Below are 14594 nucleotides of genomic sequence, written 5' to 3' on the forward strand. Positions count from 1 at the left end.
CGCGGCCGCGCGCAGCGCGCCCGCCGCGCGGCCGAGCCGGCCGCCCCGGCGCCCGCCATCGCCGCGGCCCCCGAACCCCTCCGCCTCACCCGCACCCCCGCCGCCGCCCCACCCCGCCCCGAGGCCGCCCCGCCGCGCCCGAACGCCGTCCCCCAGCTGCGCCCGGACCGCCCGGAATGGCCGGCCTGGTCCGACGCCACCCCCGAGGCCGCCGGGGGCACCCCCCCTGCGGGGGAGGAGACACGCCCCGGCACCGAGCCCGACCGCACCGCCGTCGGCGAGCCCCGGCCCGAGAACGGGCCCGCCCGGGAGGCCGTCCCCGACACGCCGGACCCCTGGCCTGTGTGGGAGCCCGAGCCGGACAACGCAGCCGTCCCGTCCCTCGCCGAGACCACTGCCGCCAGAGCAGAGTCCCCATGGCCGTCCCGTGGACGCGCCGACGCCGAGCCGCCGAGGCCGGACGCGGAGGCCGGCGCCGCGATCGGCGGCAACGGCGTCTCCGGCGTTCCGGACGCCGACGACGATGCCGCCTATGTGGAGTCCCGTCAGCCGTTCCGTGGACGCACCGCCGCTGAGGCGCCGAGGTCGGACGCGGAGGCCGGTGCCGAGGTCGGCCGCAGCGGCGTCTCGGACGCCGATGCCCATGCCGATGCCGACGCCGCCTACGCGGATTCCCCGTGGCCGTCCCGTGGGCGTTCCGGTGCCGCGTCGGGCGACCGCGCGCGGGACACGTCCGGCACGCCGGAGCCCTGGCCCGCGTGGGAGCCGGAGCGAGTGGAGTCCGCCGGCCGCGACGGCCGTTCCACCGCCGCCGGCCGGGAACGCTCCCGGCCGACATGGGAGTACGGGCGCGCCGCCGTCGTGCCGACGCCCACCGCCCCGGAGCGGGAGCGGGCCGGATCGGGCCGGGAGGCCGCCGCGCACGGCGTCGCCGGGCACGCCGACGCGCCCCGGCCCGTCCGCGAGGGCGCCCGCGACACCGCGCCCCCCGCCGATCGCCGCACCGGGTACGAGGCCGCCGAGGACCCGTTCCCGTTCGAGGACCACGCGCCGGCCCGCCCGGCGCCCAGGTTCGCCCCGCCCGGCGGCGGCCGCACCCACGCCGGCGCCGACGCGGCACACGGCGCCGCGCACCCGGCCCCCGACACCACCGGGGGGCGCGGGCGCGGAGGCGGCCGCGGTATGGGCATCAAGGTGCTCAACTACTTCGGGTTCGCCCTGCCCAAGGAGGAGCGCCCGGAACGGGGCGACACGCCGTCCTCGGGCCTCCCGGCCGCCGAGCGGACCGAACTCGGCTCCGCCAAGCACAAGGACGACGCCCCCGCACCGCGCCCGCACGGCCACCGCGCGCGCGGGTACGCCGAAGGGGCGGTCCCCAGCACGGTCGACGACGAACGCGAAGGGGCCTGGTTCACCGAACTCGGCGCCGCGTCCGGCGCCACCCCGTGGCCGATCGCCTCCAAGGGCGCGGCCTCCCGCCGCGACGACGGCACCGCCACCCGCCGCCGCGCCGAGGAGATGATGGCGGCCCCCCACCCGGACCCGGCCGCCCCGCACACCGAAGCCGACCGCGCCCGACACGACGCCGCCGTGCCCGCCGACGCCCCTGACGCCGACCGCGCCCGGGGGGAGGCGGCCCCGCACGCGGGTGCCGCTGCCACCGACCGCGCTCGTCGGGAGGCCTCCGTGCAGGCGGGCTCCCCTGACGCCGACGGCGTCCGGCGGGAGGCCGCCTTGGACGCGGGCGCCTGCGACGTCGACCGCGCCCGACCTGACGCCGCCTCGCACGCCGACGCCCCCGCCGCCGAGTACCCTCCCGGACCCGTCTCCACCGGGTGCCGCCCCGGCGATGCCGCCGCCACGCCCGCCGCCTCCGGCGGCGGCGCTACCACCGAGGATTCCGCGCGGCGCGGCCGCGACACGGACACGGGCGACCGGAACGGGGCGCCGACCCGGGACCGCGGTCCCGCCGACCGAGGCCACGCACCGGCGGGTACCGCCTCCGACGTCCCCGACGACGACACGTGGCTCACCGCCCCCGGCCTGCACGACCGCTCCACCCGGGCCGGAACGCGCCCGCACCCCGGCGACGAGCGCGCCGCCGCCCGTTCGGACTCCTCCGCCCCCACGGACGTCCCCGCCGGTCAGGGCACCCCCGAGCGCACGGGCTCCGGGCCCGCAGACGGGCCGACCGGCGGCAGGTCCGCCGACGCGCGCGTCGGCGCCGAGTCCGCCCCGGCCCGAGCGGGCAGCGGGTTCCCCGGTGCGAACATTGAGCGTGGAGCCTCTGCGGGGCGCTCCGAGAGCGGGTCCGCACCCGCTCCCGCGCGCGCCGAGACCGCCCACGGGCGCGCCGCCCCCGGGGTCGGCGCGAACGGGCACCACAGCGAGCCCGGCACGGCCGCCTTCGAACGCGCGGAGGGCACCGCTCCCGCCGGGCGCGGCCCGCAGCGCCGCCTGCGCGCCCGCGCCCAGGGTGTGGAGGTCGCCCGCCGCCTGGAGCGCCGCCGCACCGCCGAGTCGGCGCCCACCCAGCCGCAGCGCCGCGCCGACCTCGCCCCGGGACCCTTCACCGACACCGGGCGCGACGCCGCCGCCCCGGCGCCCCCCGCGCCGACCGCGCCCACCGAAGCGTCCGCGCAGAGCCACGCCCCGACCGACCGCGGTGACACGTCCGCGCAGAGCCACACCCCGACGGGTCGTGGGGACACATCCGCGCAGAGCCCGACGGGCCGTGGCGACGCGCCGGAAGGACAGCGCGAGCGCGCCCTGCCCCCGGCGCCGCCCGAGCGCGCCCGCGGTTTCGGCGAGCCGGAACCGCCGGCCCGGGTCGAGCGGCCGCGCCTGGCCGACCGCCCCCGCCGCCGCCCGCACGCCGCCCCCTGGGACCTGCCCGTTCCGCTGTCGGAGCGGGACGCCACCGCACCGGATTCCGCCCCCGCGTCCGCCACTGGAGCAGCCACGACCGCCGACAAAACGGCCGTGCCCCCATCCACCCGCCCGGCCGCCCCCGCCCGCCCCGCCCCTGAGGACACCCGCCCGGCCGCCCCGTCGGCCGGTGGGCCGCACGGTGGCGCACCCGAGTCGGCGCACGGCGCCCTCTCGACCGGTGCGGTCGCCCCCTCCGGTCCGGCCACCGGCCTGACCGGCACGGACGCTCCCGCCGCCGAAGGCGGCACCACCCCCGCCTCCGGCGCGGACCACGGCGGCGCCTCCGCCGGCCAGTCGGCCGACCGCCGGGACGGCGGCGCGGCCCAGGCGCCGACTCCGGGCAGCGGAACCGCCGCGACGGAGCGCAGCGAGGCGACCAACGCACCGGGCGCGTCCCGGACTCCGGCCGTCGCGAAGCCGCCGCTCCAGCTCGACCACGGCACCGGCGAACACGCGAGCATGACCGACACCGTCCGCTCCTTCTCCGCCCCGGAGGGCGCCCCTGCCCCCCGGCGGCCAGACGGTCCCGCCCGCACCCCGCACCCGGCCCGCGACCCCGAGCTTCGGGACCGCCCGGCCGACACCGACGCGGCCGCCGCATCCGCGAACGCCACCACGCCCGACCGCAATCGCGACCCCGCTCGCGACACCGATGGCCGTTCCGGCGTCGCTGCCCGCGTCGGCGGCCCCGAAGCCGCGCCCGCCGGACATGGGCGTCCGGGCGACGACACTCGTACCGGCGGCCCCGACGACATGGCCTCGCCGACGGCCCGCACTGGCACCGCCGACCGAGGGGACACCACCGCACCCGCAGCGGAGACGGGACGCACCGACAGCGCCGAAAGCGACCGCTCCGAGACCGTCCGCGCTGCGGACGACGGGCGCATCGGCGATGTGGGCGCGGACCGAGCGATCGGGGCGGATGAGGACACGTCCACTCGGCGCCCGGAAAGCGGGGCCATCGCCTCGGCGGATTCGGACTCCGGGCACCTGGGCGCCCGGGACGGCCGCTCCGGGGCCGTGCGCGCTGCGGACGACGGGCGCACCGGTGACGCGCGTGCGGACCGTGAGATCGGGTCGGACGAGAACGTGTCCACCGGTCGCTCGGAAAGCGGGCCTACCGCGGCGTCGGATGCGCGTGCCGGGTACCCGGACACCCCGAACACCTTGGACGCCCGCTCGTCCACCGACCTCACCGCGCCGGCTGCTGCCGGTGGCGACACCCCGGGCACCGGGGGTGGAGCCGCAGGGGACGGTGGACTCGCCTCCGCCGTCGACGCTGAGGGCGGGGACGCCCTCCGTGGGGCAGAGCCCACCGCTCAGACCGCGCCCACGTCCGGCGCCGGAGAGGCCGGGCGGAGCGAGGCTGCCGCGAACGACGTCGGTCGCCACGACGAGAGCACCCCCGAGGCCGTGCCGACCGGGCGTTCCGCGTCGGAATCCACCGAATCCTCGCGCCGGGGTGCCGCCGCTCTTCGGGACGACCGTTCCGAATCCGGAACGCCGTCGGTCGGAGACACCGAGGCGCCCCCTGGAACGGGCCGCGCGCACGCCGCCGCGCGTGCCGACGACCGCCCGATGGACGCGGTCGACGTGCCGGGCGCCGCATCGAGCGGCGGAGCCGAACGGGGCGGGCGTCCCGCGCCGGACGCGGACGTGCGGCCGGAGCAGGGCTCGGTCGTGCAGGCGGAGCCGGGCTCGGGCGTCGGCGGGCGTCCGCAGACCACGGCGCGCACCGAGGCGGCTCCACCCGCCGAGGAGGTCCATTCCGGACGCGACGGCGACACCGACCGCCCGGACCGGAATGCGCCGCCCGCGTCGGAGGCCACCGCCGTCTCACCGCACGCCGACACCGTGCCGACCCCCGCCCACGGCCGCGCGAGCGGAGACGTCCGCGACAGCGGGCCCGCCGCCTCCGACGGGACCGCCGAGGACACCCTCCCGGACCGCACCGACGCCGCACGGCGCCGCACCGCCGCCACCGCCGCCGGAACGGACCCGTCCGCCACCGGCGGCCCCGCGACGGCGCGTCCGGCGCAGGACGCCGGGCGACCGGACGGCCTCGGGCGGGTTCCCACCGCCGAAGGCGCGGACGCCTCCGGTCCCGAACGCGAGACCCGCACCTCGGTCTCCGGGGCGGACGCGCCCGGTACCGCCGCTCGCCGGTCCACCGGCGCCGAGTCGGCCACCGGCGACCGCGCCGATGCCCCCGCCGATACCGCCGCTCCGCGCCCGGCGCGGGAGGTGCGGTCGGCCGGCGGCCCGGGAGCGTCCACGGCCGCCGACCCCGCCGCCGGAGGCGCGGACACGCCGCGTACCGAACGCGGCGGCGACGTGTCGCGTACCGAACGTGGTGGCGACGCGCCGCGCGATGAGCGGCTCGACGTGCTCGACCGCCACCTCAGCCGGACCGATACCCCCGCTCCGCCGCCGCCCCGGTTCGCCCAGGCCGACGGCGAGACCCGGCGGCAGCCCGCCGGATGGTTCACCGACGCGGCACCGCAGGAGCCCGCCCGCCGCCCCGCACCGCAGGGCCGCCCGGCGGCGGACCCGCGCGCGCCCGGACACGGCGACGCCCGGACCGCCCCGGACCCCGCCGCCGACCGCCCCGCCCCGACGCGCGGTGACCACGCCGGGCACGCGCCGTCGGCGCCTTCAGCGGCCGCGCGCGGCGACCGCCCCGCAGGCTCCGCCGCCGGCGGCCGCGCACCCGACCGCGCCGCCCCCGGCGGCTCCGACGTCGCGTCCCGGTCGGCGGATGGCGACCACGGTGCCACCGCGCACCGGGCCGCCGGGCAGGACGACCGCCCCGCCGCCTCGAATGGTGCTGGCGCCGCGCCTCGGTCGGCGGGTGGTGGCCACGGTGCGGCCGCGCACCCGGTCTCCGCGCAGGACGACCGCCCCGCCGCCGCCCCGGATGGCTCCGACGCCGTGTCCCGGCCGTCGGCCGCGTCCGGCGAGGGGCGGCCCGTCGGTGGCACGGACACCACCCCGCCGCTCGTCATCCCGCGCAAGCCGCCCCTGGAACTCGACCACGGCACCGGCGAGCACGAGAGCTTCGGCGACGTCGACGCCCCCCGCCGCCGGACCACGGCGGCCGACCTGGAGGCCGCCGAGGCCGCCGCCATCCGCGCCCGCCTCAACAGGTCCGCGCCGCGCCGCGCCCCCGAGCGGCCGGCGGAGCGGCCCGGCCGCGCCGACACGCCGCCCGCCCACCCGGCCGAGGACCGGCAGGCCGCCGCCCACCAGGCGCCTGCCCACCCGGCCCAGGACCGGCCGACCCGGGACCGGTCGGCCGTCGGCCACCAGCCGCCCGCCCGGCCGACCACACCGCCGACCGGGCGGACCGCCGACCCCGACCCCCGCCCCGCGGCCCCGGACGCGGCCGACCAGGAGCGCTCCTCCCGGCTGTCCCGCACCATGCGCGCCAACCCCACCGGCGCGCAGCCCTCGGCCGCCCCGGACCGCGCCGACCGCCCCGCCGGGGCCCGGCCGCCGCACGGCGACCGCCCGGCCGACGACGGCGTGTTCACCCGTGTCGCGCAGAACGCCCGCCGGATCAGCCACCTGTTCGGGCAGACCCCGCCGGGCACGGCGCCCGGCGGCCCCGAGCGGCGGGCCGCCTCCGGGCCCGCCGCCCCCACCGAACCCGACAAGCCGTCGCTCCAGCTCGACCACGGCACCGGCGAGCAGCAGAGCCTCACCGACACCCCCGGCACCGTCCCGCCCGTCCACCACGAACCGCCCGCCCACACCCAGGACACCCCCGGCTCGGGCGGCACCCGCGGCTGGCGCCGCCTCGCCCGCGTCGTCACCGGCGGCTCCAGCGCACCCCCCAAGTCCGACCTGCCGCCCGCCGACCTCGAACGGCTGCGCACCCCCCTCGGCGGGCCCAAGAACGTGGTCGTCCTCGGCTGCACCGGCGGCGCCGGGCAGACCATCACCACGCTGATGCTCGGCCACACCCTCGCCGCCCACCGCGACGAACGGGTCGTGGCGGTCGACGTCAACCCCGGCACCGCCGGGCTGTCCCGGCGGGTCCGCACCGAGACCCCCGAGACCCTCACCTCCCTGCTCGCCAACGTCGACGCCGTCCACGGCTACCTGGCGATGCGCCGCTACACGTCGCAGGCCCCGACCGGGCTGGAGGTCGTCGCCACCCTCGACGACCCCTATGTGCAGACGCTCGACGACCGCGACTACGCCGGGCTCGCCGGGCTCCTCCGCGCCTACTACGAGGTGGCGGTCCTCGACCCGGCCGCCACCGGGGTGGCCCGCGCCCTGCCCGTGGTCGACGGGCTCGTGCTCGTCGCCCCCGCCAGCGAGGACGCCGCCCGATCGGTCGCCATGACCTTCGAATGGCTCGACGGGCACGGCTACGCGGCGCTGCGCTCCCGGGCGGTCGTCGTCATCAACGGGGTGAGCAAGCGCAGCCTCGCCGACGTGGACGAGGCCGAACGCGTCGCCCGCGGGCGCTGCCGGGCCATCGTCCGGGTGCCGTGGGACGACCACCTCTCCGCGGGCAAGGTCGTGGACGTCGGCGCCCTGCGCGCCACCACCCGCCGGGCGCACGCCGCCCTCGGCGGGGTCCTCCTGCACGGCCTGGCCGGCGGCACCGGCGCCGGGCCGACCACCCCGGGGACGGGCAACCGCGTCGGACCCGAGGTGCGGCGGTGACGCCGCCGGCGGCCGCCGCGCCCCGCCCGGCGGCCCCCTCCGCGCAACCCACCGTCCGACCCCCGGTCCCCGGCGCCCGCACCGCCGCTCCGGACACCACGCACGCGACCACCCGGGAGGGCACCCGATGAACGGCAGCAGGGGCGGCAGCCGCCTGGCGGTCCGCTACTTCGACGACCGCGTCCTGCTCAGCGAGGCCGAGGCGTGGGCGTACTTCCGCCTGCCCACCGTCTCCTACGAGTTCTCCACCCCGGAGGAGCGGGAGGCCCTCGCCACCAACATCACCATCGCGCTCGCCGCCATCCGGATGAACGACGCCGAAGTGCACCTGCGCGTCGCCCACCGCACCTACCCGGCGGCCGAATGGGCCACCCGGCTCGACCAGACGTCCGACTCCGGGCCCGGCTGGTACGACTACCTCGACGAGATGTACCGGCACGTGTGGGCCAAGGACTTCTGGACCAAGGAGATCTACCTCGGCGTCCGGCTCGGGCAGCGGGGCGGTGTCCGCGGGCAGTTCTCCCAGGGGGTGTTCGGCGGCCTGCTCTCCGCCTACCAGCGCACCGAGCAGGTCCTCGGCATGGAGGACGACGCGGTCGACGCCAAGGAGATCGCCCGCTGGTCGGACCAGGCCGAACGCCTCGGCCGCGCCCTCGCCGCCAGCGCCCTGCGCGCCCGCCACGCCACCTCCGACCAGCTCGCCTGGCTGTTCCGGCACGCCGTCGCCGGCACCGCCGAGGAGCCGCGCACCTCCGCGGCGGGGCGCCGCACCTGGGGGCGGGGGGAGATCGAGCAGCTCGTCGACGGGGTCATCCACAACGGGCGGTCCCTGCTCCGGCTGGAGCAGGCCACCGGGTCGACCTACACCGCCCACTTGTCGTTCTCCCGGTTCCCCGACCTCATGCCGTTCCCCGACGGCGAGCCGTGGCTGCACTACGCCGACTCCCTGCCCTTCCCGGTCGAGGTGTCGCTGCGGATGAAGCTCGTCCCGCCCGCCAAGGCCAGCAAGGACGTCGGCCGCAAGCTCGCCCACGCCCGCGACATGGACGCGCACATCCGCGAAGCCGGGCAGGAGGCGCCGATCGCCCTCGCCGAGCAGATCGACGCCGCCCGCATGCTCGAACACGGCATCACCAAGGAGCGGCTGCCGTTCGTGTACGGGTGGCACCGGCTCATGGTGTCCGCGCCCACCGAGGACCTCCTCGTGCAGCGGGTGGAGGCCGTCGTGGAGCACTACCGCGACATCGGCATCGACGTCACCAATTCCACCGGCGACCAGCTCTCGCTGTTCAACGAGTTCCTGCCCGGCGACCGCATCCGCCTCAACGCCTACGCCCAGCGGCAGCCCCTGCGCACCATCGCCGGCGGGATGCCCACCGCCACCGTCGACCTCGGAGACCGCCGCGACACCGGCATCGGCGGCGGCGGGTGGACCGGGCCCTACATCGGGGAGACCCTGGGGCGGGCCCGCTCCATCGTGCACTTCGACCCGATGGTCGCCGCCGCCCGCAACCGGCCCACCGCCATCGCCATCACCGGCGAACCCGGCGGCGGCAAGACCACCCTGGCGCTGCTGCTCATCCACCAGCTCGCGCTGCGCGGCGTCACCGTCGCCGCCATCGACCCCAAGGGCGACGCCGAGTCGCTCGTCCAGCTGCTCCAGCGGCGCGGCCGCAAGGCCCGCATCATGTCCCTCGGCTCCGCCCAACCGGGCCTGCTCGACCCGTTCGCGTTCGGCGACGACCTGCCCACCAAGAAGACCATGGCCACCGAGACGCTCCGGCTGCTGCTGCCGCGCATGAGCGAGGAGCGGGAGTCGGCCATGATCCAGGCGGTCGCGGCGGTCGCCAACCAGCCCCGGCCCAGCCTGGCCAAGGTCGTCACCCACCTGGAGAACTCCGACGACGCGGCCTCGCGCAACCTCGGCGCGGTGCTGCAGTCCATGTCGGAGATGCGCCTCGCCAGCCTCTGCTTCGACCCGCAGGGCGACGCCCAGATCGACACCGAGGGGTGGACCACCGTGTTCACCCTCGGCGGGCTCACCCTGCCCGACTCCGCCATCCAGCGCGACGACTACTCCTACGAGCAGCGGCTCAGCGTCGCCCTGCTGTACCTGGTCAGCCAGTTCGCCCGCCGGCTCATGAACGGGCTCGACCGGCACCTGCCCAAGGCGATCTTCCTCGACGAGGCGTGGGCGGTGACCTCCACCCCGGAGGGCGCCAAGCTCGTGCCGGAGGTCTCGCGCATGGGGCGCTCCCGCAACACGGCGCTCATCCTGGTCAGCCAGAACGCCGGTGACCTTCTGAACGAGCAGGTCACCAACTGCCTGTCCAGCGTGTTCGCGTTCAGATCGAGTGAACGGTTCGAGGTGGAGAGCGTCATGGCGCTCCTCGGGGTCGAACCCTCCGAGGAGCACATGGCCATGCTCCGCAACCTCGGCAACGGCGAATGCATCTTCCGCGACCTCGACGGGCGCGCCGGACGCATCGCCGTCGACCTGGTGTCCGAGGAACTCCTGCGGTGGCTCGACACCAACCCCACCCGCCAGCGACCCGACGCAGACGACCCCGCGGCCGACGGCGCCCTCGTCGGCACCGGAACCACCAGGCAGGAGCGCTGAAGCAATGAGCCCGAGGTCGACACCCCTGCACCGGTGGATGCCCCGGCCGACGACCGCCGGCCGCAACCTCCGACGCCACCTCGTGATGGCGGCCCTGCTCCTGGCCTTCCTCCTCATCCCCGTCGGCACCGCCCAGGCCGCCCCCGTCTGCGAGGGCGAACCGGCCCCCCAGCCGGAGGCGGCGGGCAGCGGTGCGGACGGGCTGCTGGTGCCGCCGCAGTCGGCGGAGGCGGTGGCGGCGTCCCCTGACGGTGAACTGCCCGACCAGAGCCTCTACGGACAGTACGGAACGGCGGGTCAGCAATGGCACGTCATTCGCGACTCCTGCGTGGACAAGTTGGGGACCAGCGCGATCGCCACGTTGAGCAACACGACGTGGGACTTGTCGAAAACGATCAACCAGTCGACGATCACGGTGTACCAGGCCGCGACGTCCGATGGCCTGCTGGCCAGTTTCAACGGGCTCGTCGAGAGTGTCGTAGGGGAACTCCGGGAGGGAATCTGGCGGCCTCTGCTTCCCACGGTCATCATTCTGGGAGCGGTGTGGCTCGGTTGGTACGGGCTCGTCCGGAAACGGGTCACGCTGACGATCGAGAGCGCCGTGTGGATGGTCTTGGCCACCACGCTGGGCATCTGGATCCTGGTCAACCCGGGCCAGATCCTCGGATTGGCCGGTCAAGTGGTGAACTCGGGCGGCCAACTGGTCAACACCGCGGTCGCGCGCATTTCCGTCTCCGGGGTTGCGACGACGTGCCCGGCCGGGGCTCCCGAGATCCAGCAGGCCGACTGGGAGGGCGATAGTGACTTCGCCGTCCGGCGGAACTCCCAGATGCTGTGGACGGGGCTGGTCTGCCAGCCATGGGTGGCGGGTGAGTTCGGTAGCGGTCCGACGGCCAGCGTCGCCGCACAGGAGTACGGGGTTCCTCTGCTCCAGGCGCAGGGGATCAGCCGTGCGGAGCAGCTCCTGATCGAACGCGGCGAAGCGGACGCCACCGAGTTGAGGGAGCAGAAGCAGCAGGAGTACGAGGAGATCGCCTCGGGCATCCAGGACAACTATCCCGAGGTGTACCCGCTGTTCGAAGGGGATCAGCAGGGGAGCAGGTTCGGTGTAGCGGTCCTTGCCCTGTTCGCAGCGGTTTGCGCCGGAGGCCTCATTCTCGCCGGATCTGTCGCCCTCATTGTGCTTAAGATCGGTTTCCTGCTCCTCCTTCTCCTCTCACCGATCTTCCTCCTGATCGGCATCCATCCGGGGTACGGCCGCTCGGTCCTGCTCCGATGGTTCGAGATGGTGCTGGGCCTGCTCCTGAAGCAGGTCTTCGTGATGCTGCTCATCTCCCTGCTCGTGGTGTGCTACGGACTGGTGATGGCGACCAACCTCGGCTGGGGCCTGCAAATGATCCTGCTCGCCCTGTTCACCCTCGCCCTCTTCGTCTACCGCCGCCCGTTCGCCCACCTGTTCGCGTCGGTGAACGCCAACACCTTCACCTCGCGCATGGTGAGCGACGCGGTCACCAGCAGCGCCCTCAGCCGCAGCGCCAACGTCCTCCCGCCGGTCGCCTACATGCGCGCCCAGCGGTGGGGGCTCAAGCGGGCCCCTCAGTTGGCGGCCGCCGCCGGGGCGGTCCCCGCTGCGGGGGCGGCCGGCGTCGGCGCCGACACCCCCGATGCCGGGCGCGGTGCGGTGGACCCGGGCGACACCGAACCCACCGGCACGCGCGGCACGGCGGCGCGCGCCCGCGGAACCGCCGGCTACGGCCGGGTCCGCGGAAGGGCCGCACCGCCGCCCCTGCACCTCGGACAGACGGGCGGCGGCGACCCCGGTCGCGGCCAGCCCGCGTCCACGCAGCGCAGCTCCGCCCAGGCGCCACGCCTGAGCGAGGCCGCGTCGGTCGGCCTCGGCTCCCCGGGGCGGGCCCCCATCCCGCCGCGTCCGTCCGGCGGGTACACCGGCACGGGCGACACCGGGTGGGCCGCCGTCTTCGGCACCGGATCGGGCAGCGGGCAGCGGGCCGCGTCCGGCGGGGGAGGCGGGCCGTCCGCCCCGGGCGGGGGAGCCGCCGCGGACCGGGCCGCACCCAGCAGCGGCCAGGGCATCTTCCGGGGCCGATCGGCCACACCGCCGATGGCCGTCCCCGGCAGCGGATCGCGGTGGGGCTCCCCGCGCACCCGCCAGGACCGGCCCGCCCCGCCCGTGCGGGGCCCGCGCCCCGAGGCGCCCGCGCCCCGCGGCGAGGGCGGCGGCTGGATCAGCGGCTCCGGCCGCCGCAAGGACGACGCCCCCATCAGCCCGTTCTGGACCGGTTCGGAACCGCAGCGCCGCCGCGAGCAGCGCCGCGACATCCCGTTCTGGCTCCGCGACGGCGATGACTGACCCCATGCCGTCCGCGCGGTGCGGCGCCCCCCACCGGGGGCGCCGCACCCGCCCGACCCGCCACCCCCGTTGCACCTCCTAGGGACCGCCCAGCCATGCCCAAGTCGCTCTCCGAGGGGCAGCAGCGCCTCGTCTTCGGCGTCCTCGTCGCCGTCCTGGTCGCCTTCGGCCTCTACCTCAGCTTCGGCGGATTCTCCGGCGGCGACGAGGAGGCGCCGCCGCAGGCCGAGGGCGGTGACGGCGCCGACGGTGGCGGCGGCGAACAGCCCGCCGTCGACCCGCCGAGCCCGATCCCGACCACGGCCACCGAGGACATGCGGGTGCTCGACTGGCTCCCCTTCACCGAGGACGAGCTGAAGGGTGCCGCCGCCACCGCCCAGGCGTTCGCCACGGCCTACGGCACCATCGACTACGCGGAATCTCCCGAGGACTACTACGCCTCCATGCAGGCCCTGGCCACCGACGACTACGCCGAGACCCTCGCCCAGAGCTCGGGCGCCGGGGCCCTGTGGCAGGAGATGGGCGAGCAGGAGGCGGTCGCCGAGGGGCGGGCCGACGTCGAGTCCATCCGCGGCTTCGACGACGAGTCCGTGGTGTTCGTTGTCCGGGCCCAGTCCATCACCGAGGGCTCCGGAGGTGCCGACGAGGACCTCGGCGACTTCGCCGTCACCGTCGTGCGGGAGCGCGGCGAGTGGCGGGTCTTCGACTTCCAGCCCGCCGACGCCGGAAACCTCGGTGAGGGGTGATGGCGGCCATCCGACCGGCCCCCGTTCCGGCGCACGTGTTCCACCCGCCCAGCGCTACCCCCGGCAGGTGACGGCATGATCTCCCTCTTCACGACCGCGGTCCCGGACGACCGCGGCTCCTGCGCGACCCGGCTCGCCATCGGGGTCGGGCTGTTCATCGCGGGCGTGGTCGGCCTCGCCATGATCGTCATCCCCACCGCGTCGATGAGCCCCGGCATCCTCAACGTCGCGGGCGGGCTGCGGTGCACCGGCGAGACCGCCGCCGACCAGGCCGAGAGCAGCGGCTACGCCGAGGACTCCATCCCCGCCAACTACCTGGAGATCTACCGCGAGGTGGGGGAGGAGAAGGGCCTGCCGTGGAACGTGCTCGCCGGCATCGGGCAGGTCGAGAGCAAGCACGGCCGCTGGGAGGGGCCGGGCATCACGGAGGGCCACAACGACTGGGGCGCCGCGGGGCCCATGCAGTTCGGCTCCCTCGACGGGTCCGCAGCCGGGAACAGCTGGGGCGGCGAACCGGTCATGGACGCCGACGACCGCCCCGACGAGGGCTACGGCCAGGACGGCAACGGGGACGGTGTGGTCAGCGTCTACGACCCGGCCGACGCCATCCCCGCCGCGGCGGACTACCTGATCGCGCACGGGGCCAAGGAGGACATGCGCCAGGCGGTGTTCGGCTACAACCACGCCTGGTGGTACGTGGACGACGTGATGGGCTGGGCCGAGACCTACGCCGACGGCGACTTCGACACCAGCGGCTCCATCGAGACCGCGGTGAACTGCGAGGTCAACGAGGACGGGATCCCCGTGGGGCGGGCGCCCAACGAGGCCGCGCAGGCCGTCGTCGACTGGGCCATGGACCAGCGCGGCAAGCCCTACATCTGGGGCGGTGTCGGGCCGACCGGCTACGACTGCTCCGGGCTGCTGTACAAGGCGTACGAGAGCATCGGGGTGTCCATCCCGCGCGTCTCCCAGGACCAGTGGAACTTCGGGCCGCGGGTGCCGGCTGGGGAGGAGCAGCCGGGCGACTTCGTCTTCTTCGACGTGCAGCGCCCGGGCGAGCCCCCGGGGCCGGGACACGTCGCGATGGTGATCGGCGACGGCCTGATGGTGGAGGCCTGGTGCACCAACTGCGGGCCCATCGCCACCCGTGAGTACGATGACCCGAGCCGCGCCGACGTCCTGGGCTTCACCCGGCCCCTGGAACACCCGGACGTCCAGGCCCAGTTGGAGACGCGGGGCTAGTCTCCGC

Annotated in this window: 5 protein-coding genes; all 5 read left to right on the forward strand. The window is 76.6% G+C overall.

The features are described from left to right. Window positions 1–774 precede the first annotated feature (774 nt). On the forward strand, window positions 775–7608 hold the full coding sequence (locus tag NT8_RS29715) for a hypothetical protein (RefSeq protein WP_217999044.1): 6834 nt from the start codon (window positions 775–777) through the stop codon (window positions 7606–7608). A gap of 127 nt (window positions 7609–7735) precedes the next feature. Continuing rightward, window positions 7736–10228, forward strand: a complete 2493-nt coding sequence (locus NT8_RS01030; RefSeq protein WP_067962977.1) for an ATP-binding protein — start codon at window positions 7736–7738, stop codon at window positions 10226–10228. Window positions 10229–10232: 4 nt separating this feature from the next. Beyond that, window positions 10233–12599: a type IV secretion system protein gene (locus NT8_RS01035; protein ID WP_394326552.1), complete on the forward strand. Its 2367-nt coding sequence runs from the start codon at window positions 10233–10235 to the stop codon at window positions 12597–12599. 95 nt (window positions 12600–12694) lie between these two features. Then, window positions 12695–13345 (forward strand): hypothetical protein, encoded by a 651-nt coding sequence (locus NT8_RS01040; RefSeq protein ID WP_067962981.1) that lies wholly within the window; start codon window positions 12695–12697, stop codon window positions 13343–13345. 75 nt (window positions 13346–13420) lie between these two features. Then, window positions 13421–14587: a C40 family peptidase gene (locus NT8_RS01045; RefSeq protein WP_067962984.1), complete on the forward strand. Its 1167-nt coding sequence runs from the start codon at window positions 13421–13423 to the stop codon at window positions 14585–14587. Window positions 14588–14594 lie beyond the last annotated feature (7 nt).

This window comes from Nocardiopsis trehalosi NBRC 14201 (assembly GCF_001552555.1).
Lineage (GTDB): Bacteria > Actinomycetota > Actinomycetes > Streptosporangiales > Streptosporangiaceae > Nocardiopsis_B > Nocardiopsis_B trehalosi.

What these genes read in the sequence shown, in the direction of transcription:
- NT8_RS01040 (WP_067962981.1), top strand. Translation starts at nt 12,695, where the DNA reads ATGCCCAAGTCGCTCTCCGAGGGGCAGCAGCGCCTCGTCTTCGGCGTC.
- NT8_RS01035 (WP_394326552.1), top strand. Translation starts at nt 10,233, where the DNA reads ATGAGCCCGAGGTCGACACCCCTGCACCGGTGGATGCCCCGGCCGACG.
- NT8_RS01030 (WP_067962977.1), top strand. Translation starts at nt 7,736, where the DNA reads ATGAACGGCAGCAGGGGCGGCAGCCGCCTGGCGGTCCGCTACTTCGAC.
- NT8_RS01045 (WP_067962984.1), top strand. Translation starts at nt 13,421, where the DNA reads ATGATCTCCCTCTTCACGACCGCGGTCCCGGACGACCGCGGCTCCTGC.